The 22,608-nt window shown below is 60.6% G+C and carries 22 protein-coding genes; 10 read left to right on the top strand and 12 right to left on the bottom strand.

Annotated elements, in window-relative coordinates; translation table 11 throughout:
* The first annotated feature begins 25 nt into the window (after positions 1-25).
* Both ACA049_RS19320 and ACA049_RS19325 read left to right on the top strand, forming a co-directional pair.
* The gene (locus tag ACA049_RS19320; RefSeq protein WP_497328962.1) at positions 26-802 is read left to right on the top strand and encodes an SDR family NAD(P)-dependent oxidoreductase; all 777 of its coding nucleotides are present in this window, start codon (positions 26-28) and stop codon (positions 800-802) included.
* A 42-nt stretch (positions 803-844) separates the two neighbouring features.
* A complete protein-coding gene (locus ACA049_RS19325) occupies positions 845-2,431 on the top strand; it encodes a class I adenylate-forming enzyme family protein (RefSeq protein WP_497328964.1) in 1,587 nt (528 codons plus the stop codon).
* Positions 2,432-2,483: 52 nt separating this feature from the next.
* Here ACA049_RS19325 and ACA049_RS19330 read toward each other — a convergent pair whose 3' ends face one another.
* The 3 genes from ACA049_RS19330 to ACA049_RS19340 all read right to left on the bottom strand — a co-directional run bounded on the left by ACA049_RS19330 (position 2,484) and on the right by ACA049_RS19340 (position 4,967).
* The gene (locus ACA049_RS19330) at positions 2,484-3,254 is read right to left on the bottom strand and encodes a transporter (protein ID WP_497336916.1); all 771 of its coding nucleotides are present in this window, start codon (positions 3,252-3,254) and stop codon (positions 2,484-2,486) included.
* A 62-nt stretch (positions 3,255-3,316) separates the two neighbouring features.
* The gene (locus ACA049_RS19335) at positions 3,317-4,132 is read right to left on the bottom strand and encodes a hypothetical protein (protein WP_497328966.1); all 816 of its coding nucleotides are present in this window, start codon (positions 4,130-4,132) and stop codon (positions 3,317-3,319) included.
* Positions 4,133-4,148: 16 nt separating this feature from the next.
* Positions 4,149-4,967: a DUF2092 domain-containing protein gene (locus ACA049_RS19340; RefSeq protein ID WP_497328968.1), complete on the bottom strand. Its 819-nt coding sequence runs from the start codon at positions 4,965-4,967 to the stop codon at positions 4,149-4,151.
* A gap of 315 nt (positions 4,968-5,282) precedes the next feature.
* Between ACA049_RS19340 and ACA049_RS19345 the strand changes: the two genes are divergently transcribed.
* The 3 genes from ACA049_RS19345 to ACA049_RS19355 all read left to right on the top strand — a co-directional run bounded on the left by ACA049_RS19345 (position 5,283) and on the right by ACA049_RS19355 (position 8,955).
* Entirely contained in the window at positions 5,283-6,899 is a 1,617-nt protein-coding gene (locus ACA049_RS19345) for an arylsulfatase (RefSeq protein ID WP_497328970.1), read from the top strand.
* Positions 6,900-6,967: 68 nt separating this feature from the next.
* Positions 6,968-8,242: an OmpP1/FadL family transporter gene (locus ACA049_RS19350; protein WP_497328972.1), complete on the top strand. Its 1,275-nt coding sequence runs from the start codon at positions 6,968-6,970 to the stop codon at positions 8,240-8,242.
* Between the two features lie 47 nt (positions 8,243-8,289).
* Entirely contained in the window at positions 8,290-8,955 is a 666-nt protein-coding gene (locus tag ACA049_RS19355) for a DUF3313 domain-containing protein (protein WP_497328974.1), read from the top strand.
* Between the two features lie 174 nt (positions 8,956-9,129).
* On the opposite strand, the gene ligD is transcribed toward ACA049_RS19355, so the two are convergent.
* The 3 genes from ligD to ACA049_RS19370 are packed head-to-tail and all read right to left on the bottom strand — an operon-like array spanning position 9,130 to position 14,115.
* Positions 9,130-11,730 (bottom strand): DNA ligase D, encoded by a 2,601-nt coding sequence (gene ligD, locus ACA049_RS19360; protein WP_497328976.1) that lies wholly within the window; start codon positions 11,728-11,730, stop codon positions 9,130-9,132.
* Positions 11,727-12,719 (bottom strand): methyltransferase, encoded by a 993-nt coding sequence (locus ACA049_RS19365; RefSeq protein ID WP_497328978.1) that lies wholly within the window; start codon positions 12,717-12,719, stop codon positions 11,727-11,729. The genes ligD and ACA049_RS19365 overlap by 4 nt, the downstream gene beginning before the upstream one ends.
* A 10-nt stretch (positions 12,720-12,729) precedes the next feature.
* The gene (locus tag ACA049_RS19370) at positions 12,730-14,115 is read right to left on the bottom strand and encodes an iron-containing redox enzyme family protein (RefSeq protein WP_497328980.1); all 1,386 of its coding nucleotides are present in this window, start codon (positions 14,113-14,115) and stop codon (positions 12,730-12,732) included.
* Positions 14,116-14,308: 193 nt separating this feature from the next.
* On the opposite strand from ACA049_RS19370, the gene ACA049_RS19375 reads away from it, so the two are divergent.
* Complete coding sequence (locus ACA049_RS19375; RefSeq protein ID WP_497328982.1) at positions 14,309-14,773, top strand: cupin domain-containing protein; 465 nt, start codon at positions 14,309-14,311, stop codon at positions 14,771-14,773.
* 119 nt (positions 14,774-14,892) lie between these two features.
* Here ACA049_RS19375 and ACA049_RS19380 read toward each other — a convergent pair whose 3' ends face one another.
* Positions 14,893-15,615, bottom strand: a complete 723-nt coding sequence (locus ACA049_RS19380; protein ID WP_497328984.1) for a tellurite resistance TerB family protein — start codon at positions 15,613-15,615, stop codon at positions 14,893-14,895.
* A 322-nt stretch (positions 15,616-15,937) separates the two neighbouring features.
* Between ACA049_RS19380 and pcsA the strand changes: the two genes are divergently transcribed.
* The 3 genes from pcsA (at position 15,938) to ACA049_RS19395 (ending at position 18,185) form a co-directional block, all read left to right on the top strand.
* Complete coding sequence (pcsA, locus tag ACA049_RS19385; RefSeq protein ID WP_094471814.1) at positions 15,938-16,660, top strand: phosphatidylcholine synthase; 723 nt, start codon at positions 15,938-15,940, stop codon at positions 16,658-16,660.
* Positions 16,661-16,666: 6 nt separating this feature from the next.
* A complete protein-coding gene (locus ACA049_RS19390) occupies positions 16,667-17,053 on the top strand; it encodes a DUF488 domain-containing protein (RefSeq protein ID WP_497328986.1) in 387 nt (128 codons plus the stop codon).
* Positions 17,054-17,258: 205 nt separating this feature from the next.
* Positions 17,259-18,185: a universal stress protein gene (locus ACA049_RS19395; RefSeq protein WP_497328988.1), complete on the top strand. Its 927-nt coding sequence runs from the start codon at positions 17,259-17,261 to the stop codon at positions 18,183-18,185.
* 136 nt (positions 18,186-18,321) lie between these two features.
* Here the strand turns inward: ACA049_RS19395 and ACA049_RS19400 are convergent, their stop codons facing one another.
* Both ACA049_RS19400 and ACA049_RS19405 read right to left on the bottom strand, forming a co-directional pair.
* Positions 18,322-19,134 carry a class I SAM-dependent methyltransferase gene (locus ACA049_RS19400; RefSeq protein WP_497328990.1) on the bottom strand — a complete coding sequence of 271 codons (813 nt, stop codon included), beginning with the start codon at positions 19,132-19,134 and terminating at the stop codon, positions 18,322-18,324.
* Between the two features lie 37 nt (positions 19,135-19,171).
* Complete coding sequence (locus ACA049_RS19405) at positions 19,172-19,441, bottom strand: DUF4242 domain-containing protein (protein WP_497328992.1); 270 nt, start codon at positions 19,439-19,441, stop codon at positions 19,172-19,174.
* A gap of 184 nt (positions 19,442-19,625) precedes the next feature.
* On the opposite strand from ACA049_RS19405, the gene ACA049_RS19410 reads away from it, so the two are divergent.
* On the top strand, positions 19,626-20,618 hold the full coding sequence (locus tag ACA049_RS19410) for an AraC family transcriptional regulator (RefSeq protein ID WP_497328994.1): 993 nt from the start codon (positions 19,626-19,628) through the stop codon (positions 20,616-20,618).
* Positions 20,619-20,627: 9 nt separating this feature from the next.
* Here ACA049_RS19410 and ACA049_RS19415 read toward each other — a convergent pair whose 3' ends face one another.
* The 3 genes from ACA049_RS19415 to ACA049_RS19425 all read right to left on the bottom strand — a co-directional run bounded on the left by ACA049_RS19415 (position 20,628) and on the right by ACA049_RS19425 (position 22,530).
* Positions 20,628-21,836, bottom strand: coding sequence for a cytochrome c biogenesis protein DipZ (locus tag ACA049_RS19415; RefSeq protein ID WP_497328996.1), 1,209 nt, complete (start codon positions 21,834-21,836; stop codon positions 20,628-20,630).
* A gap of 166 nt (positions 21,837-22,002) precedes the next feature.
* On the bottom strand, positions 22,003-22,215 hold the full coding sequence (locus tag ACA049_RS19420; RefSeq protein ID WP_497328998.1) for a hypothetical protein: 213 nt from the start codon (positions 22,213-22,215) through the stop codon (positions 22,003-22,005).
* A 48-nt stretch (positions 22,216-22,263) separates the two neighbouring features.
* Entirely contained in the window at positions 22,264-22,530 is a 267-nt protein-coding gene (locus ACA049_RS19425; RefSeq protein ID WP_497329000.1) for a DUF2790 domain-containing protein, read from the bottom strand.
* Positions 22,531-22,608 lie beyond the last annotated feature (78 nt).

A 22,608-nucleotide genomic window follows, 5' to 3' on the forward strand; every position in this document is an offset into this window, starting at 1 on the left:
CGGGCAGCGAACAGGGACACTTTTCATGCGTATTCAAGACAAAGTCGTTGTGATCACTGGCGGTGCGTCGGGCCTGGGCCTGGCGACCGCTCATTACCTGGTGACCGAAAAAGCCGCTTGCGTGGCGATTTTCGACCTGAACATCGAAGCCGGCGAACGAGCCGTGGCCGAGATCGGCCCGGACCGGGCGATGTTCGTACAGACCGACGTCAGCGATGAAGCTTCGGTGCAGAACGCGGTCAACGCGGTCATGGCCAGATTTGGCGCGATTCACGTGTGCATCAACGGCGCCGCGGTGCCGACCGGTTTCAAAGTGCTGGGCCGGGAAGGCAAGGCAGCGCCGCTGGCGCGTTTCGCCCAGGCCACCGCGATCAACCTCAATGGCGTCTTCAACGTCATGTCCAAGTGTGCCGAGCACATGGCCAACAACGAAGCCGAGGCCGGCGAAGAGCGCGGCGTGGTGATCAACGTGTCGTCCGGTGCCGCGTATGAAGGTCAGGTCGGTCAGTGCGCCTATGCCGCCACCAAGGCCGGGGTGATCGGCATGAACATGCCCGCTGCTCGTGAGCTGGGCGAGATCGGGGTGCGCGTCAACGCCATCGCACCGGGCCTGTTCCTGACCACCATGGTCGCCGGCCTGGACGAGAAAGTCCTGAACTCCCTGAAGGAACAAATGGAAGCCCCGAAACGTCTGGGCGACATGCGCGAGTTTGCCCATTGCTGCGCCTTCCTGATCGAGAACGCCTACATCAACGGCGAAACCATTCGCCTCGATGCCGCCTCGCGCATGCGTGCCCGGTAAACGCCTCGATCTATTGCGCCAGTCCTACAGGGCCAACACGCCATGAAAATGAATTTCAGCCGAATCATGCGCTTGCTCGCGCTGCGCCATCGCGATCAAGAAGCGATCGTCAACGTCGAGCGCAACCGGCGTTTCACCTACGAGCAATACCATCTACTGACCAACCGCATCGCCGATGTCCTGCGCTCCACGCTGCAGGTTCGCGCGGGCGAGCGCTTCATGCTGATCCTGGAAAACGACAACCTCAGCCTGATGATGTTTCCCGGCACCTTCAAGCAGGAAGGTACGGTGGTCATGACCAACCTGCGCGACCCGCTTGACGAGCATGCGCGGCAAATCGACCTGGTCCGGCCGCGGGTGGTGTTCCTCGAAACCCGCCTGCTGGACAGCTACTACGGCATGCTGCGCCATCGCAATTGCGAGATCGTGGTGATGGACCCGCCCACCGCCGAGCAAGCCGCCCTCCCCGGCGTGCACAGTTTTTGGCCGATGGTGGAAGCCGCGTCCGATGTCGACAATGACGTGACGCTCGATACCGACCAGCACATCTGCATGCTGCGCTTCACCGGTGGCACCACCGGCAAGGGCAAGTGCGCGATGTATTCCATCGACAACTGGATGGCGTGTCGCGATGCGGCCTTCATCAATACCGACCTGGGCCTGTCCAACCGTACTCGCCTGCTGCATGTCTCGCCGTTGTCACACGGCACCCTGATGCTGTTCTTCCCGACGGTTTATGGCGGTGGCACCAACATCACCCTGAATCAGCTGGACATGGAAAGCTGGCGGCAGATTGTAGAAAGCGAGCGTGTCACCCATTCCTTCCTGGTACCGACCGTGCTGTATCGCTTGCTGGAACTGCAACGGGCCGATCCGAAAGACTTCTCGTCGCTGACCACACTGATCTATGGCGCAGCACCGATGAGTCCGGACAAGTTGGGTGAACTGGTGGAGTGTTTCGGGCAGATTTTCGTGCAGGGTTACGCCGCCACCGAGTCACCGATGATCATTGCGTCGCTGGACAAGGCTGCGCATCAACCCGGAAATGCTACCGCCCTGCGACATCTGTCCTCGGCAGGCCGACCGACGCCTGGCGTTGAAGTGTTTATCGCCGACCCGGACGGTCATCCGCTACCCGTTGGCGAAACCGGAGAAATCCGTATCCGTTGCAAAGCCATCATCAAGGGCTATTACGAAAACCCGGAAGCCACGGCGGCGGAGTTCGACGATGGCGCGTGGAAGTCCGGTGACTTGGGCTATATCGACAGCGACGGCTTCCTGTACATCGTTGACCGGCTCAAGGACATGATTATCAGCGGCGGTTTTAATGTGTATGCAGTGGAAGTCGAGGCGGCGCTGGCGGCTCATCCGTCAGTGCTGATGGCGGCCGTGGTCGGTATTCCGCACCCGGAATGGGGTGAAGCGGTGCATGCCGAAGTGATCCTGCGTCAGGGGGAAACGGTTACTTCAGAAGAGTTGATCGCACAAACCCGCACGCGACTGGGTGGCTACAAGGCGCCGAAATCGCTGGTGTTTGTCGATGAGCTTCCAACCTCAGTGGTCGGCAAAGTTTTACGGCGGCAAGTGCGGGAGAAATACTGGCAGGGTTCATTGCGCAAGATCAGCTGAGGTTCGGAGCAGCGCTTGTTCACTGGAACAGGCGCGGCACCGCGCGCAGCATTCACTTGGGGAACAAAAGCGTGAACGCCGCCCTCACGCCCCAACCCCGAGCCCCGTCCTGCGGGCTGTCGGCCCAGTAGCGTGGCCCGACCTGGATCGTAAACGGTTGCCCCGCCACTTTCAGCAGTTGGGTGACCGTCGCATTCACCGGGACAGCCCACTCCTTGGTCTGCCAGTTATAGATCGACTCGGTGTTGACCCCGAAGGTGGTGTAGGTGGCCGTGGTGTATGACAGGAACGGCTGCAGGAACGTCTGGTTGACCTTCGGCGCACCATTCGATCCTTCACCGTCCAGGCTCCATATGTGATTGGCCAGAATACCTCGGGTCCATCCGTTCGATTGCTTCAGTGCCACCACCGTGGGGCCAAGTCCCCATTGGCGGCTGCTTAACAGACTGTCGCTGCCGCTGGGAATCAGAATCGCCGGCCCGCCCCCGAGGATCCAGCCACTGTGCGTCGGCGCCTTGGGAGAGAAGAAAAAACTCTGAGTCACGTCGCCGATACCCGACTTGTCCGCAGCGCCATTCGGGGCCAGGCCATGCTGATCAATCACCGGCAAAATCGTGCGCGAGATCAGGTTCCATTCGCTGTTCAATTCGAAAGGCAACACCGGCTGAATGTTGGTCACGCTGTGCATGCCCTCGCCCGATGCACCCATCTTCTGGTCCCAGGTGTACTGGATCGGCAGGCTGTACATCGCCGCAATCGGGTTGAGGGCCTTTTTGGCAAGTTCGGCAGAATCTTCCGCCTGTGCCAGCCCCAAGGGGGCCATGCAGACACTGCAACAGAGCAGCAAGTACTTCGGTTGCTTGATCAACATGTTTCAACTCCGGATTACGGCATCGGTACCACGGTGTAGAACACGCCATTGGCGCCGTAGGCAGGCCGCACCCACGAATTACCGCACTGATAAAAAGTCCCTCCTGAGACCGTCCTCAGCCCACACCCTGAAGGAAGACTGACAAACGTCGTTCCCAGAGGCATGGTCGGCGGCGCGGAGGCCGTCATTCCCGCGTTATAGCCAGCACCATAGGCGTTGTTGTTTGCATTCTCATTGGCCGCAGTAGCGACGGCGGCGCCGGCCACCACCCCTGCCGCCGCTGCGGCAGCGGGGTTCACACCTTCGTTGTATCCGCAGTTGTAGCAGCCGCTGCTGGCATAGACAGCGGTCGGCGGGTGGTAGTAGCTGGTGCCGTAGGTCGCCGGATGGTAGACCGTCGCACCCTCTCCGTCCGCATGGTAACCACTGGCACTGGCGCCATATTCACCCTGAGCATGCCATGCACCCCCGCCCCCGGAAGCGGTGCCGCCTTCGGCTCCGGTGCCGTGCCACGAACCCTCCCCGCCGGAGGCGTTTCCACCATTCTCGTCGTGGGCGTTCCAGCTACCGCCACCACCCGAAGCCGAGCCACCGCGATAGCCTGAGCCACTCCAACTACCACCGCCGCCGGACGCCGTCCCGCCTCGATTACTCGATCCACTCCAACTGCCACTGCCACCCGACGCCGAGCCATAGTCACCGGAGTGACTCCAGGAACCACCGCCACCGGATGAATGACCGAAGCTGGACGCGTGCGACCAGGCCGCGGCTTGATTGCACGTGAGTGCCGCAACCAACAGGCCGGCGAACTTGAAGGTCGATCTGTTCATGGTTCAGTCTCCTCGCTCAGGGTTTTGCGACCGGTGGTTTGACCCCTTGTGGGGCACGCAGGTCGGGCGGTGGAGCAAACTGAATTCTGTGTGCATCCTCGATATGCTCGGGTTTGAAGAAATCCGCAGGCAGCGACGACTCAAGTTTCCAGTCGCTGAACGCGACCTGATGCCGGGATTGAGTGGGATCATCACGAAACACCGCACGCAGCATGCGCGGCAGCTTGTCCTGCGCGCCGATCCAGGCCTGGACGAACACCACATCGTTGGCGTAAGCAATGACATCGGTCGTGGTATCGCCCACCACCGTGGACTGACCGATGTAAAACGCCAGGCGCATATCCCTTTTCAGATCCTTGTAGGGATCGGCAACGATGACATCGGTAAAAGGAAAATAGATAGCCGCGCGCTGGTAGGCGGCCTCAAGGGTTGCATCAATGGTCGCAGGCGCCTGCGCTTGTGCCAGCAACTTTTCTTTCGGCTCAAAGGCATAGGCTTGCTTGCCGTCGTAATAGAACTCGGTCGCAGGACCATCACCCGAGGTCAACACGCGCAGGTGATCGGGGCGCTGCACATTAACGAGTGCCACGGTGTTGTAGGCCAACGGCGGCCCCAGACGGCTGGGTTTCTCGTAAGTGGTGACGGCTTTGAAGCTTAAGCCTGGGGTGCCCGCAAGCCTTGCACTCATGGACTTCAAGACCTCCAGCGCTTTGGGCTCCAGTTGACCCTCCGGGGAATCGGCGGCCAGGGCTTGGCCCGCGTACAAGGGGAGGACGAACACGCCCATGATCAGACCGAAGGAGAACAACCGGAAAAGATGCAGGTGGTGTGACATCGCTTGCTCTCCATAGAGGTCGTGTCAGGAATTTAAGCGTAGCAACGGTGTTGCACTGCAACGGATTATTTTCCGCTCCTTGCGAAGATCCGAGCTGCAAAACCCGTGTGACGACGCGGGCACTTTATGGACTGGATGTCACTTGCCATCTGAATCGCCGACCGCGCTGTAAAGCCCATGAAACGATGGCTCACGGTCGGCAACTTTTTACTGGATATTTTACAGTTCATACCTACGCTCTTGCGGGGGACATGAATTTAAAGAACGGTCGGGGGGCCTGTCTTCGGTACTTACGTCAGTACGCAGGAGCGTCACATGAACCAGACAAAATTATCCCGGTTGTTTGCTGCTTCAATGTTGTTGTCCGCGATGGTTCTACCCGGCATCACCCAAGCGGCTGACAACCCCGCCCCCAACATCGTGGTCATCATGGGCGACGATATCGGCTGGTCCAATATCGGCGTCTACAACCAGGGCATGATGGCCGGCCGAACCCCCAACCTCGACCAGCTCGCCGCTGAAGGCATGCGGTTTACCGACTATTACGCCGAGGCCAGTTGCACCGCCGGGCGCGCCAACTTCATCACCGGCGAACTGCCGATCCGGACCGGGATGACCACCGTCGGCCAGGCCGGTTCTCCCATCGGCATTCCCGCCGAAGCCGTCACCATCGCCACCGCACTCAAATCCATGGGCTACGCCACCGGCCAGTTCGGCAAGAACCACTTGGGTGACCTGAACGAATTCCTGCCCACTGTGCACGGGTTCGACGAGTTCTTCGGTTACCTCTATCACCTCGACGCCATGGAAGACCCGGCGCACCCCAATTATCCACAGGAACTGCTGGCCACCGTTGGCCCGCGCAACATGGTTCACAGCTGGGCGACCGCAACCGACGATACGACGGTGATGCCACGCTGGGGCAAGGTCGGCAAACAGAAAATCGAAGACGCCGGCACGCTCTACCCAGAGCGCATGAAAACCGTCGACGACGAAATTCGCGACAAGGCTTTCACCTTCATCGACAAGGCCAAGACCGATAACAAACCGTTCTTCCTGTGGCTCAACCCGACCCGCATGCACATCGTCACGCACCTGTCCGACAAGTACGAAGCGATGCGCAATTCGCAGAATGGCTGGTCGGAGCAGGAAGCCGGCATGGCGCAGCTCGATGACATCGTCGGCGACGTCATGGCCAAGCTGAAAAAGGACGGCATGGATGACAACACCATTGTGATTTTCACCACTGACAACGGTGCGGAAAACTTCACCTGGCCGGATGGCGGCACCACACCGTTTGCCATGGGCAAAGGCACCGTGATGGAAGGTGGCTTCCGGGTTCCGGCGATCATTCGCTGGCCTGGCAAGGTGCCGGCCAATCAGATTGCCAACGGCATCATGTCCGGGATGGACTGGTTCCCGACGCTGGTCGCGGCGGCCGGTAACCCCAATATTACCCAGGAACTGCTCAAAGGCAAACAACTGGGCGACCGCACCTACAAGGTGCACCTGGACGGCTATGACCAGACGCCGATGATCACCGGCAAAGGTCCGTCGACTCGTAACGAAATCTTTTACTTTGGTGAGAGTGCGCTGGGCGCGGTGAGAATCGGCGACTACAAATATCGCTTTATCGATCAACCTGGTGGCTGGATGGGCGCCAAACTGGCGGTCGACGTACCGATCCTGACCAATCTTCGGCTTGATCCGTTCGAGCGTATGGGCTGGCCGGAAAACCAGGCAGCTCAAGGCTCCCAACAGTACTTCGACTGGTTCAAGTACCAGTTCTGGCGCTTTGTGTTCGTTCAGCAACAGGTCGCCAAACTGGCTGAAACAGCGATTGAATACCCACCGATGCAAAAAGGCGCGAGCTTCAACCTCGATTCTGTCAAAGCCAAGATCGCAGCGGCTCGGGCGGAGATGGCCAAGTAGGCCGTCGATAGACGGGTGGCCAACGGCGGCCACCCGAGTTCGTGAAGGACATTTGTCGAGGTAGCCCCATGCAGCCAAAAACAACCACCCTGCCCACCCTCACCCTCCTTGCGCTGTGCTGCCAGCAAGCACAGGCCGGCGGCATCATGCTCTATGAAATCGGCACAGATAACGCCGGCCTGGCCAACGCCGGTGCCGCCGCCCGGGCCCAAGGCCCCTCAACAATTGCCAGCAACCCGGCGGGAATGAGTTATCTGCCTGGTACGCAAATTACCGGCGGATTGCAGGTGCTCTACGGCGACCTGACCTTTGATCGCGACTCCAACACCAACACCAACGGTACGGGCAGCGGCAGTGGCAACGCCCTCGACCCGATTCCCGGCGGCAGCTTTTTCATCAGCCATCAACTCGATGACCACTGGAGCGTCGGTTTCGGCAATTACGGCGACTTCGGGTTGGCCGCCAATTACGACAACGACTGGTCCGGGCGCTACTTTGCGCAGAACGTCAGCCTCGCCGGTTTGTCGTTTGTGCCCAGCGTGGCGTATCGCTTCAACGAGCAATGGTCGGTCGGCGTCGGTGTGAAAGCCATGTACGGCATGCTGCAAGCGCAAACCGCGATCGACCGCGCGCCCTTCGGATTCACCGACCGCAGCGACGGCCAGTTCAAGTACAAGGACAATGACTGGGGGTTTGGTGCAAATGTGGGGGTGATTTACGCCCCGCAACCCGCCACGCGTATCGGCCTGGCCTACACCAGCAAGGTCGATCTGGACTTCGAGGACGGTCTGGATATCAAAGGCAATGGTCCGGGGCTGGATCGTCTGGACGGCCTGAACACCCAGCTCGACATGACCGTGCCGCAAACCGTCACGCTGAGCCTGTTCCAGCAACTCGACCCGCAATGGGCCCTGCTGGCCTCGGTCAACTGGCAGGACTGGTCCGAGTTCGGCGACGTCGCCGTGCAGGTCGACACCACGGCTGCCGGCTCCCGATCGACCACGATCGACGCCCACTACAAAGACACTTGGCAACTCGCCCTGGGTGCCCAATACCAGGCCACTGCGCAACTGTTATGGAACGTCGGCGTGGCGTATGACAGCAGCGCCGTTTCAGACAACAACCGAACATTTTCCGCGCCCATGGGCGAATCCTGGCGCATTGCGACCGGGGCCACCTATGCTCTGAACAAGGTCACCGACATTAACGTCAGCTGGGCCATGGTCTGGCTTGGCGACATGCCGGTGGACCAGACCAAGACCACGTCGGGCACTCGAACTTCCGGTCAGTTCGACAATGCCTGGATTCAAGCGGTGACCGGAAACATGACCTGGCGTTTTTGATGCCTGCAATCGAAAAAAACGACTAAATCCATGGAGCACACACCACAATGAATCTGTCCCGAAAATTACTCATCGGCGTTACATTGACCAGCCTGTTGCTCGGCGGTTGCACCTCGAAAGTCACGGAAAAAGACCAGTACTCAGGCTACCTCTCGAATTACAACAACCTGCAGCAAGTCACCACCACCAGCGGCGAAACCGCGATGCGCTGGGTGAGCCCGTCGTGGAATCCGAATGCCTATGACACCGTGGCGTTCAACAAGCTGGAGCTGTACCCGTCGCCGCAGCCCAACGAGCGGGTCAACCGGCAAACCCTCGATGACCTCCAGAACTACATGACCACCAAGACCAAAGGCATCCTCGGTCAGAAATACCGCGTGGTCTCTACCGCAAAACCAGGCTCGAAGACCCTGATCATGCGCGCGGCGATCACCGGGGTTAACGCTGAAAACGAAGGCATGAAATGGTATGAAGTGATTCCGGTCGCCGCCGTCGTCGGTGGTGTATCCGCTGCCAGTGGCCACCGCGATCAGGACACCACGTTGTTTATCGAGGCCGAGTTCATCGACGCCAGCAATAACCAGACCGTGGCCAAAGTCGTGCGCAAAGTCTTCGGCAGCACCCTGGAAAACGCCAGCCAGAAGATCACCGCCCAGGACTTCAAGGCGGCCATCGACAAACTGGGTACTGATTTGCAGGCATTCATCCGTTAAACACCGGCCCCTTGCAGGAGCTGTGTAGGAGCTGTGTAGGAGCTGTGTAGGAGCTGTCGAGTGAAACGAGGCTGCGATCTTTTGATCTTGCTTGTAAAAAGATCAAGATCAAAAGATCGCAGCCTCGTTTCACTCGACAGCTCCTACACAGCTCCTACAAGGGTTGTGATGAGGTTACTTCTTCATTCCGACTCTGCGCCGCATGTCGGCGGTGATTGCTTGCCGGGTTTTCTTCAGGTCTGCCCAAGGCTCATCGCCCACTTCCGCCAGTCGCTCCTGCACGTTGTGGATGTTCCACTGATTACCGCCTTTCAATTCGGCCACTTCTTCGCGAAAGATCGGCACCGACACCGGCAGCCCTTCGCGGGTCCGTGCGGCATACGCGCAGATGGTGGTGGCGCCCAGACCGTTGCGCAGGTAATCGATGAAGATCCGCCCGACCCGGTTCTTCGGCCCCGACACCGCGGAAAAGCGCTCCGGCAGCAACTTGGCCATGTGGCTGACAATCGCATGACTGAAATCCTTCACCTCGTCCCAACCGAGCTTGCGGGTCAGCGGCACGACCAGGTGAATCCCCTTGCCGCCGCTGGTCTTGAGAAAGGCCTTCAGCCCCAGTTCATCAAGTACCGACAGCGTCAGTTGAGTCGCCTCGACCATGCTTTTCCACGGCAGCGCCGGGTCCGGGTCGAGGTCGAGGACGAAGCGGTCAGGCTTGTCGAGGTTATCTGTGGTGGCGTTCCAGGTGTGCAGCTCCACCGTGCTCATCTGCACGGCGCCAATCAGGGCTTCGGCGTTGTTGATGATCATCACTGGTTGACCGGTGACGTCCTTGTCCAGCGTGGTGATCCCGGGAATGGCCAGGCGCTCGGCGTTTTTCTGGAAGAACAGCTCGCCGGCGATGCCGTCCGGGGCGCGCACCAACGCCACTGGCCGGTCCTTGAGCTCGGGCAAGATCCATTCGGCGACGCTGGCGTAATACTCCGCCAGTTGCACTTTGGTGGTGCCGCTGCTGGCGTCGATCACCCGGTCCGGATGGGTGATGCGCACCTTGCCTTCGCCGAGGCCGATTTGTGAGGGCGCGGGCGCTGACTTGGCCGGTTTCTTTTTCGCCGCGGCGGCCGGTTTCTCTGCGGCGGCTTTCTTGCTGGTCTGGGCTTTCACGGCTTTCGGACGCTCCTCAGTGATGTCTTCGGCGGGCTTGTCATCGCGCAGGCCATGGAACACCGCATGGCGCACCGACCCATCCTTGGTCATCTCGGCGAACGCGACTTCGGCGAGCAAAACCGGTTTGAGCCAATGCACGCCCTTGGCGTCAAAACCGGTGGGCGGATTGACCACCGCTGGCTTCTTCACTTGCAACGGTTTCAGCTGTTCGTAGATGTGCTTGAGCGTGGTCTCGTTGAACCCCGTGCCGACCTTGCCGGCGTAACGCAACTCGCCGCTGTCTCGGTCGTGCAACCCCAGCAGCAACGCACCGAAGGCATTGCGCGCACCTTTCGGATCGGTGAAACCGACCACGACGAATTCCTGCCGATGCTTGCACTTGAGCTTGATCCAGTCGTTGCTGCGACGTGACACGTAAGGCGACCCCAGGCGCTTGCCGATCAACCCTTCCATTTGCATCTGGCAGGCGCTGTTGAGCAAGGCTTCCGGCTCTTCGCCGAACGCATCGGAGAAACGCAGCAGCGGGTTTTCATTGGGTTTGAGTACCGTTGCCAGCGCGACCCGCCGCTCCTCGACCGGCACCTCGCGCAGGTCCACGCCATTGAGGTAAGGCATGTCGAACAGGTAGTAAACGATGTTGCCACTGCGATTGGCTTCGAAGGCATTTTGCAGCGCCTGGAAGTCCGGCACGCCCTGCTCGTTGGCCACCACCATTTCACCGTCAAGCCAGGCAGATTCGAGGCCCAGCGCGGCCAACGCCTCGGCCTGTTTCGGCAGTTTGTGGGTCCAGTCGTGGCCGTTGCGGGTGAAGAGTTTCACTTCGTCGTGGTCGACGCGCGCCATGATCCGGTAGCCGTCGAACTTGATCTCATAGCTCCACTCGCCCTGCGGGGCTTTTTCCACCAGCGTCGCCAGTTCCGGCTTGAGCTGGTCGGGCAACTTGGCCTTGTGCGCCCCGGTGAGTTGCGCTGACTGTTCTTTCGGCGTGACCTTGCGCGCAGGCTTCTTGACCGGTTTGGGTTTGTCGGCAGTTTTGGCCTTCCTGGGAACGATGGTTCGGTCGCTCAGCACGCTGCCCGGCTCGGCGACGACCACGTCGTAATCGCTTTCGGGTTTCGCCGCGCTGTCCTGATGCTTGATCAGAAACCATTGCTCCTGCTTGCCCGGCATGTGCGTGCGCACCAGGTTCCACAGGCCGCCGAGTTTCTCGCCTTGCAGCTCGAACTTGAGCTTGCCCTTGGCATAGGCCTTGGCCGGATCCTCCTGCGGGATCCACACGCCCCGGTCCCAGACAATCACGTCGCCAGCGCCGTAATGCCCTTGGGGAATGCTGCCTTCGAACGTGGCGTAATCGATCGGATGGTCTTCAACGTGGACCGCCAGGCGTTTGACCTTGGGGTCCAGCGATGGGCCTTTGGGCACTGCCCAACTCTTCAATGCGCCGTCGAGTTCCAGGCGAAAGTCATAGTGCAGGCGCGAGGCATCATGCTTCTGAATACAGAACTGCAAGGCATGGTCTTTCGCGGTTTTCTTGCCCGAGCGTTTCGCGGCGGGTTCAGAGGTCGCCGAGAAATCGCGCATGCGGTTGTAGTCGTCCAGATTCTTGCTCATGGCGCACCTGCTGATTCAACGCTGCCTCCAATGCCGGAGCCGATGCGCGTGACGATCAAGGCCACGACTGCAATCCGCTCCACCCGTTGATAGCCGGGGGTCAGCAATTCTTCGCCAAACACGTCGGGATCGAGTTCGCGGTAGGTCCAGCCGAACATCGGTGACTCGAGACGCGGAGTCAGCGCCTCGAGAAACGGATCCTGGCCATCGATCATTGCTACCCCGGTGTACAACACCAAAGAGCCTCCGGGCGCCAGGCGATACAGCGCTTGCTCGACAATGCGCAACGACAATTGCTCACCGAATTCGCCGCCGCCATGGCGGTAAGCACGCTCGGCGGGGTCGGCCATGTACGGCGGATTGGCGACGATCAGGTCGAACTGGCCGTCGACATCCTGCAGCACGTCGCTGGCCTCGACCGTGACGTTAGCGACTTCGGCCAGCGCCGCGTTGACCGCCGTCAGGCGCAGCGCCGCCGGGTTGATGTCGACGGCCAGCACCTCGGCTTCACGGCGTGCGCGGGCAATCACAATCGCCCCGACGCCCGCGCCGCAACCAATGTCGACGGCGCGTCTGATCGGCGCGAAGGTTTGCTGCAGATGGGCGTGAATCAGCTGCGCGAACCGGTAGGAGTCCGGGCCGAAGAACACCGCATCGGCGGCTTCCGTGGGGAACCCCGAGTGCACGAACAGCAGGTCATCCAGGCTGGACCAGCGCACGCGGCTTTTCAGTCGACCATTGCTTTCTTGAAGGACGCCCGCCTGTTGTAACTGCAACTGTTCATCCGTCGACAGCAGACCCGGTTCGAATGAGCGCGACCAGCCGAACACATCGCGCAGGGTCCGGGCGTTCTGCCCAAAGGCTCGGTCATTGACCCGCTGATGGGTAAGCGGCGTCGGGGTGATGAACCGGTAGCCATCGGCCTGCAAGCGGCGCCCCAGTTGCACCAACGCCAGATCGGCCGCGCCCAGTTGCTCTTCCTGATTCATGCCGTGCTCCCTATCGCAGGCTGGATTTGAGTTCGATGAACCGTCGCGTGGCCATCAGGCCGGCCGGATGGGAGTGTCGATGGGCCGAGAGCCACGCAATCAACACCGGCATCTGCTCGTGTGCGGCAAGCCCCTCCAGCGAGGTGTTCAGGCTCTGGATATCCGGATCGTTGTCGGGCACTGGCAGTTCCGTCGCAACCGAAGTGCCCCGGCGAACCGCTGCGGCTGAACGCTCAGGCGTCCAGCCGTCGGCGATCCAGTCATGCAGCAGCTGTTTTTCATAAGGGCTGAACACCCCGAACATCGCGGCACCATCGCCCTCGATCAACTGCCAGAAACGGCTGGCTTGCGGGTCTTGCTGACGTTTGATCCAGCCTTTGTTTTCCATGGCGGTGAGGAAGCCTGGCAACTGCTCCGGCGCCGATAACCATTGGTTAACGGTCTTGCCTTCAAAACGGCAATAGTCGGAATGCATGTGCTGGCCGAACGGGCGCTTGCGCTCAAGCATGTTGAGCAACTCGGTGTCGAGGTCGAACGATTCGATGATCGCGCGACTGCCCTGCCCCAGATCGTTGAGCCGATAACCCAGCGCCACCCGGCGCAGGAAGTCTTCGCGATCACCTTCCACCGGCAGCAGTTGCAGCACCGACTGCACGGCTTTGTGCGCATGGCCGGTGCTGGCGTTGTCGATGGTCACGTGCAGGGTGAAGTAGTACGGATCGATGCCCAGTTCGCTGAGTTCATAGGCGCTGATCAGCAAATGCAGGGGCAGTTGTTCGTAGCCGAGGTTGTAGCCGATCACCTCCGGCAGAAACTCGTCGGCGGATTCGCCCAGCGCCAGTTGTATCGCGCCTTGCAGGTAATGCTCGTCGGCGATCACCCCGGTGTCTTGCAGGCCATGTTCGGCGAGCAGTTTGCGGTAGATCACCACGTGATTCTGCGCCGGGTTGCCGTCGCCCAGTTCCTCGAGGTAAGTGCAAATCAGCCCTTCGAAACGCGGGTCGCGCCATTGACGCAACAGGCCATACAGCCAGGCGCCGTCAACCAGTTTGGTCGGGGCCACGGCTTGCAGGAAAAACAGCGCGTGCGCCTTGTTGGTGAAGAACTGGCGTGGTCCGCCTGCCTTGCGTTGTTGCAGGTAGTCGGCGTATTGGCGGGCAACCTCGACGCTGTGCTGTTCGACGAACGATTGCAGGGCCGACAGGTCCGTCGGCATCTCCTGAGGCAGGTCGGTGGCGTGTTCGATCTGCGTCTCGAGAAAGCTTCGGGCGAGTGCGCGCCGTTGCTTGGGGTCATCGCCCAGCAGCAGTTGCTCGTAGGCCTGTTTCAGGCTTCCGGCGTCCGGGATCGGGTGTTCGTCGGCAGTCCGCGATTCAAGTCGTGTCAGGGCAGTCATGGGCGCATCTCTCGGTCTCAGGCCAGTGGCAGGACGCTGAATCAACAGGTCTCTACATCAGCAGAGCGATTTGCCGGGATAAAAATTCAATTGGCGTTGAATTTGCCCTGACGGACGGGCTTGCGCGGGCGGCGCCCGGCTGGCGTGCCGGGCATATACTCAGCGGGTGTTGACTCATCTTCGGAGAGCAATCATGCGAACGGTGCACGTCATCGAGCAAGCGTCGGCGCCGGTGAATGTCGTGGGCGAAGCGATCACGATTCTAGCGGGCGGCGATCTGAGCAAACCGTTTGAAATGCATATTCAGGAAGGCGTGCAAGGCGGAGGTCCGCCGCCGCACTTTCATCCGTGGGACGAGGCATTCTACGTGGTCGACGGCCAGGTCGAAGTGACCGTGGCGGGCAAATCCACCACGGTGTCGGCCGGGGGGTATGTGCATATTCCCGGTGGGTCGATTCATGCCTACAAGAACATCAGCGCCACGGCGAAAATGATCGGTGTGGTGTCCGATCCGCGGGGTGGCCAGTTCTTTGCGGCGGTGGATCGGCTGAGAGTGCCTGAAGATCTGCCCCGAATTCTCCAGATAGCCGAAGAACACGGCGTCATCTTCCTGATCCCAAATTCCCCACACTCCCCACAACCCCCACACTCCCTGTAGGAGCTGTCGAGTGAAACGAGGCTGCGATCTTTTGACTTTGATTTTTTAAAGAACAAGATCAAAAGATCGCAGCCTCGTTTCACTCGACAGCTCCTACACAGCTGCTACAGGGTTCGGTGTCAGGCAACGCCACCCTTGGCCTGTTGCTCCAGATGCACTTGCAGCTCCGGTTCAATGCCCAGCGCAGCCGCCAGTTCATCCAGATAATTGCGCTCGGCATCCTGCTGATCGTCCACCAGCATCACACTGGCCAGGTACATTTCCGCCGCCATCGCCGGATCGGTCGCCGACTGCGCCACATCGGCAGCATCCAGCGGCCGGGCCACTTCGTCATCCAGCCACTGCTGCAGCTCCGGATCATCGGTGTGGCGGCCGATTTCAGTGCTGATCATCTGCTTTTCGGAGTCATCGATCCGGCCATCAGCCTTGGCCGCCGCAATCAACGCGCGCAGGACCGCATGGCTGTGGTCTTCGACTTCCGGGCCGGACAACAGATCTACGGTGCGCGGTGCCTGTTGTGGCGCTGCCGCCTGACTGCGTTGCCACGCCTGATACGCCTGGAAGGCCATCATCCCGAGGGACGCCAGCGCGGCATAATTGGTGCCGCCACCCGAGCGGGTCCGGGTCGAGCCGCCCAGGGGTGAGCCGCCGCCCAGCAGCCCACCAAGCAAACCACCCAATCCGCCACCGCCCGCACTTGAACCGGCGCCACCACCCAACAGGCCGCCCAGCAACCCACCCAGGCCGCCACCGATGCCACCCTGAGCGGACGCGCCACCCTGTTGCGCCCCGGAGCCCTGGCCGGCCCGCAGGAGTTGTTCGAGCAAATCGCTGGTGTTCATGACGACGTCCTCATCGATGGGAGTGACCCGGTCAGGCAACAATAGTCCTCGCCACTAAATGCGCCACCACCGTTTGGCTGACATGACATCGACCCAACTGGCGGAGAAAACGGGACAAACTTCTTGCTCGCCTGAGGTGCCGCTTTTAAGTGAAGAGTCTTGTAGATTAATCCGAAGTATTTCTTGGCGGCCCAGCTAAGATTTACTGACGGTGAACCTTATTCCCGGATTTCCGGTCGATACCTGCAACCGAACCGGTTTGCCGCCGCCCTCGATGATGAGGGTGATGACTGGCTTGCTTCACTTTCTGGAGAACGCCCCCGTGATATCCACCCTACACATCGCCAGGCTCAAAGCATGGGGCGCCCATGGTTTTACCGCCACCGGCGTGGTCACTGCCTTCCTCGCCACCCTCGCCCTGCTGGAGAACCAGGCCACCAACTGCCTGCTGTGGCTGGGCGTGGCCCTGATCGTCGACGGGCTGGACGGTGCCCTGGCGCGCAAGGTCAATGTGCAATCGGTGCTGCCGAGTTTCGATGGATCGATCCTCGATCTGGTGATCGACTACCTGACGTATGTGTTCATCCCCGCGCTGTTCATCTATCGCTACATTCCGTTGCCGGACTACACGCTGCTGCTGACCGTGTCGCTGATTCTGGTTTCGTCGCTGTTCTGCTTCTGCAACGTCAACATGAAAAGCAAGGACAACTACTTCCAGGGCTTCCCCGCCGCGTGGAACGTCGTGGCCCTGTGCCTTTACATCATCGCCCCGTCGCCGTGGATTACCTTCCTGACCGTCATCGGCCTGGCGTTGTTGACCGTGACGCGAATGAAATTCCTGCACCCGTTCCGCGTGCGCAAGTTCATGCCGATCAACATCGCCGTGACGGCCATCTGGTTGCTGTGCAGCTTGTCGCTGGTGGTCAACCATCCGGTCATCAACCCAATGGTCATGGGCCTTTGGCTGCTGATGTCGGCGTACTTCCTCGGTATCTGCATCTGGCGCACCGCCATGGAGTGGTTTGACGGATCGCGCCACAAGTAACGCGGCATGGCCATCCATATCGTTCGACTTGGCTCACCCCGCACGCCCGATGAAGGCCTGCGGATCGGCACGGTACGCCGCCCGCCTCGCGGGGTACCGAAGGCCGAGTTTGCCAGTCGGGATTTTTATGATGTGTGGCAGCCGCTGCTGTCGCCTAGCGCCGAACTGGTGGCCGAAGCCAAAGCGGCCGAGGATGAGAAGGCCTGGGAGGCCTTTCGGCGCAAATTCAAGGCGGAAATGAACCATCCCGCGCCCAATCAATTGCTGGACCTGCTGGCTGCCCTCTCCCATCAAACCTCGCTGGCGGTGGGCTGTTATTGCGAGGAAGAGGCGCATTGCCATCGTTCCGTATTGCGCGAGCTGCTTGAAGCACGCGGCGCAAAAGTTCTCTAGAAAGACCAAACACCTCCCCCTGTAGGAGCTGTCGAGTGAAACGAGGCTGCGATCTTTTGACTTTGATTTTTAACAACAAGATCAAAAGATCGCAGCCTCGTTTCACTCGACAGCTCCTACAGGACGTTGATCATGGTCAATACTCAAGGGATTGAATGCCTGTTGAATGACCAATGTCTCTTCGTTTCTCCACGGGAGGTTTGCCATGTCGGGTCAATCACGCTTCATGCTGGTCGCCTCGCCACTGATGGAGCACAGCCCCGCCTTCGACAGAGCCGCGGCGCTGGCCAAGGCCGAAGACGCAGCGTTGCACATCGTGGCTTTCGATTACCTGGAAGGCCTGGCCACCGCCAGCATGGTCAACGAAAAAGCCCTGGAACAGATACGCCTGGGCTACGTCGATCGACACCGCCAGTGGCTTGAGGAGCAGGCCCGCCCCTTGCGCAAGATCGGTGTCCACGTCACCACCGAAGTGGCATGGGTCGAAAAACCGCTGGAAGAAATCCTGATTCACCTCAAAGAACAGCCGATGGACGTGTTGATCAAGGCGCTGGAGCACGAATCGCTGCTGTCGCGGCTGATGTTCACCCCGCTCGACGTGCATTTGCTGCGCGAATGCCCGGTGCCGCTGCATTTCGTCAGCCACGCGGTTCACGCCCTGCCACGCCGGATCGTCGCGGCGGTCGACCCTTTCCATCGCGATGACCACTACAAAACCTTCAACGACCGGATCCTTCACGAAGCGGCGAAACTGGCGAGCGCCTGCAACGCCGAGCTGGATGTGGTCTACGCCTACGACCTGTCATCCATCAGCGCCGACGAGTTCGGCTTCGACAACGGTTCGGCGTTTTTCAGTTCCGGCAAGGCCAAGACCCTGTTCGACTACCAGGAAGACGCCTTCAACGAATTGGCCGAGCGCAACGGCATCGCGCCGGAGCAGCGGCACATGATCATGGGCAACCCGGCCAAGGTATTGACCCGTTATGCCGATGCCTATGACGTCGATGTGATTGTCATGGGCCGGGTCGGCCATCGCGGCTTGGGCCGGCTGATCGGCAGCACGGTGGAGCATTTGCTGTACAAAATGCCGTGCAGCGTGTGGGTGGTGTACACCGAGCGGGTGGATGAGTGAGCCTCTTCCAGACACCGCATCCCCCTGTAGGAGCGAGGCTTGCCCGCGAAGACGGAGTATCAGTCGACAAAGATGTTGCCTGACACTCCGTCTTCGCGGGCAAGCCTCGCTCCTACAAGGTTTTGTGGTGTCCTGGTTAGCGCCGGGTGATCACCACTTCGAGGTATTCACTCGGCACCACCAGCGATTTCTCTCCCGCCCTGTTCATCTTGTTGATCAGTCCGGTCAGGTCGCTTTCCAAGGCCTGGCCACTCTCGGGTGGCAGCGCCGCGAAGGCTTTGTGGACCGGGCCGTACCAGGTGCGGAAAGTGTCAATAAAGTGCGCCGCCGAGCGATAACGGAAGTTGAAGGTGCGTTTCGTCACCTGGACCTGGAAGTCGCGCTCATCGAAGTGCGTGTGCAACCAGGCTTCGGTTCCCCAGTTTGAAGGCGGTTGCGCGCCTGCTGGTGGCGGCAGATGACGCCCCAGGGTCTTGAACATCTGGCCGACAAAGCCTTCCGGCGTCCAGTTGGCCAGGCCAATGCGGCCGCCGGGGCGACACACTCTGGCCAGTTCCGAAGCCGCTTTGGCCTGATCCGGCGTAAACATCACACCGAAGGTCGAGAGCACGGCATCGAAGCTGGCGTCGTCGAACGGCAGCGCCTCGGCATCAGCGACCTGGAAGGTCACCTCCAGGCGTTCCGCCCGGGCCCGGTCATCGCCGCGTTCGAGCAGCGCGGCGACGTAGTCGGTCGAGGTGACGTTGCAGCCACGGCGGGCGGCGGCGAGCGTCGCATTGCCGTTGCCGGCTGCCACGTCCAGCACACGCTCGTCGCAGAGCAAGTCACAGGCTTCGGCCAGTTGCTCGCCGACAATCTGCAGGGTGGTGCCGATGACGGCGTAGTCGCCGCTGGCCCAGGAGGCCATCTGGCGGTTTTTCAGGGCAGTGAGATCAATGGGTGTACTCATTAAGTCAGCTCCGTACGGGTTGGAACGCTGCCCCGGCTTATTCCGCCGTGGTGGGATCGATAATGCTCGTGACTTGGGAGATGCGGTTGGCCGGGAATCCGCTCTGCCTGGCGTGTTCCTGGATCAGCGCTTCGCTCGGCGCGATGTACACGCAGTACAACTTGTCGCCCGTGACATAACTCTGAAGCCACTGCACCTCCGGCAAATCGCGCAGCGTCCGGCAGGACTTTTGCGAAGCCGCTTTCAAATCCCTTTCTGACAGTGTTCCAGCACCTGGGATCTCGCGTTCTATGACGAACTTTGGCATGGCAACCTCTCATTCTTGTTATTGATGACAGGGTCGGCAGTGGCCCTGTGTGCAAACTATCGCTCTGGCGCGGGCCGGCGTCCTGCCCGATCGTCGGCCAGTACTGTCCGATCGTCCGGAGCTTTCGCGGACGGCCGAGACAGGCTCACAATCAGAAAACATTTGCCCACGCGGGTAACGCACCATGGATGCCCTGTCCCAAACCCTGCGAGTCGTCCACCTGGTCGGCGCGATTTTCATCAATGCCAGGTTCTCCGCGCCCTGGTGTTACCAGTCGCCCAGCGCCGACACCGCCGCGCCGTTTCTGGAGCCCGGCGCGGAACGGGTGGTGATCTTCCACTTGATCACCGAAGGCACGTGTTATGTGGAGTTGGGCGACGATCCGCCGCTGCTGCTGACCGCTGGCGATGTGGTGGTGTTTCCTCAGGGCGACGCCCATCGCATGAGCTCGCAACCCGGGCTGACGCCGGTCACCGGCAAGCGCCTGGACGTGGTGCTGGCGCGCCGTCCCCGGCAACTGAGCTACGGCGGTGGCGGCGCGGTCACGCGTCTGGTGTGCGGTTATCTGGCGTGCGATACACGGTTGGCGGGCATGTTGCTGACCGGTTTACCAGCCGTGGTCCGGGTCAATGTGCGCGGCTCGAATGCGGGTATGTGGCTGGAATCTTCGGTTCGTTACGCGCTGGCCGAAGCACGCTCGCCCAGGCCCGGCGGCGAAGGTGTGCTGGCGAAACTGGCCGAGGTGTTGTTCATCGAGGTGTTGCGCCTGTACATGAACGAACACGGTGAAGGCCGGACCGGTTGGCTGGCCGGTGTCGGCGACCGAATCGTCGGTGCCGCCCTGAATGCGTTGCACAAAAAACCCTGTCACGCCTGGACCCTGGATGAGCTGGCGCGGACCGCCGGGACATCAAGGTCGGTGTTGGCGGAGCGCTTTGCGCAATTGGTGGGGAGTTCGCCGATGCAGTATTTGACGCAATGGCGGATGTTGCTCGCGGCCAACCTGTTACGCAGCAGTAACAGTTCGTTGATGCGAATTGCCGAAGAGGTGGGCTACCAGACCGACACGGCGTTCAGCCGGGCCTTTCGTCGAGAGTATGGAGCGCCTCCAGCAGCGTGGCGGCGCAATCAGGAGAAAAGACCAATGGCCCACGGCGCGCAGCCTGTGAGCCATTGATGTCGAGGGTTACGCGGAAGGTGCCTTGGCCTCTTCCAGCAGTTGCTGAATCATTTTCTCCTGGGTTTCGTAGGCGCCTTCACCGAAGTGGGTGTAACGCACCTGGCCCTTGGCGTCGATCAGGTAGTGAGCGGGCCAGTACTGGTTGTCGAAGGCGCGCCAGATCGCGTAGTTGTTGTCGATGGCCACCGGGTAAGTGATGCCGAGCTTCTTCACCTGATCCTTGACGTTGTCGATGATGCGCTCGAAACCGTATTCAGGGGTGTGGACGCCGACGACCACCAGACCATCCTTCTCGTATTTCTTCGCCCAGTCCTTCACGTACGGCAAGGTGTGCTGGCAGTTGATGCAGTCGTAGGTCCAGAAGTCCACCAGCACCACTTTGCCTTTGAGCGAATCATTGCTCAGCGCTGGCGAGTTCAGCCATTGCACGGCGCCGGACAGCGACGGCATGGCGCCTTGGGCGTTGTCCAGGGAGTCGGCCTTGACCTTGCTGACGAAGTAATCGACGACTTTCGGCACGTTTTCCATCACGCCTTTTTCGAGGCTGCTGACGCCTTCGGACGAGGTGCTGGCCAGCAGTGTCCTGTCGGCACCTGTGGAAATCACCGCCACGGTGGCCAACACGGCAACACCGGCACCACGACGCAACCAACCGGTGACCGGGATCGACGCTTTCAAGCGATTGACCAGGCCGCGACCGGCGAAGAGCAAGGTGCCCAGGGACAACGCGCTGCCCAGACCATACGCCAGCAGCAACAGGCTGGTCTGGGCGTTGGCGCCTTGCAGCATGGCGCCGGTGAGGATTACGCCGAGGATCGGACCGGCGCACGGTGCCCAGAGCAGTCCGGTGGCAACGCCGATCATCACCGAACCCAGCGGGCCGGACATTTTGCGGGTGTCGGGGTCGAGGCGATTGCCCAGCGCCACGAAGGGACGGGCCAGCCAGTCACCGACACGAGCAGAAATCAGCGACAGGGCAAACAACCCCATCACGAAGAGCGCGACGTGGCGACCGGTATTGTTGGCTTGCACCACCCATTCGCTGCTGACCACGGCCAGGCTGGAGATCAGGGCGAAGGTCAGGACCATGCCGCCGAGGGTGAGCAGGATGGATGAACGCGTGCGTTTGACCCCGGCGAACAGGAACGGCACGACCGGGAGGATGCAGGGGCTGAGGACGGTCAATATGCCGCCCAGGAAAGCGATGAGAAACATGGTAATCACCTTGAAATAGGGAGGGACGACACACCACCCATCCCCCCTGTGGGAGCGGGCTTGCTCGCGAAGAGGCCAGTACATTCAAAATGAATGTCGACTGACACTCCGCTTTCGCGAGCAAGCCCGCTCCCACAGGGGATGGGTGGTGGGCTCAAAACAGGCATCACGCCGTCTGGCTTTCCAGTTGCTGACCTTGCGGCGTACGACTGGAACCATCCTCAGCCAGGAAGGCATGGCCGCTCTGCTCCGCCACCGGCGTCAGCTGAAAGCAGGTCGCGCTGCCACAGCTTTTCTGCTCAACAGCGGCATTGGCATGGGCCGCCGCGCCGGCGACGGAGAAAGCAACAGCGGTCAAGAAGCGAGTGACGTTTTTCATGGTGTTCTTCCTGTTTCAAAGGGGATTGGCAATCGGTCAGCGAATGACTCAGTTGTCCGCGTTGCAGCCGTCAGCAAATTTGCGGTAATCCAGCACCTGGGTTTTGTGCTGGGAATCCAGGTAGGTCAGCTGGGCATTCACGATCCCGCAGGCAGGCGCAGCGTCTTCTTTCAGCGACACCACTTTCTTGATGTCCAGGTGGGTGCCGTAGGAGTAGGTTTTGGCGTTGACATCGGCGGCTTCGGCGCGGGCCGACAAGGTGCAGATGTTCAGGGCGGCAAACAGGCAAGCGGCGTAGATGGCTTTGGTGTTCATGGTGATTTCCTCAAGGCTTCAATGGGTAGATCGTTCAATCGAGAAGAGGCGGTGTGGGTTGCCTCGATGGAACCCATT

Source organism: Pseudomonas sp. LBUM1662, assembly GCF_059695915.1.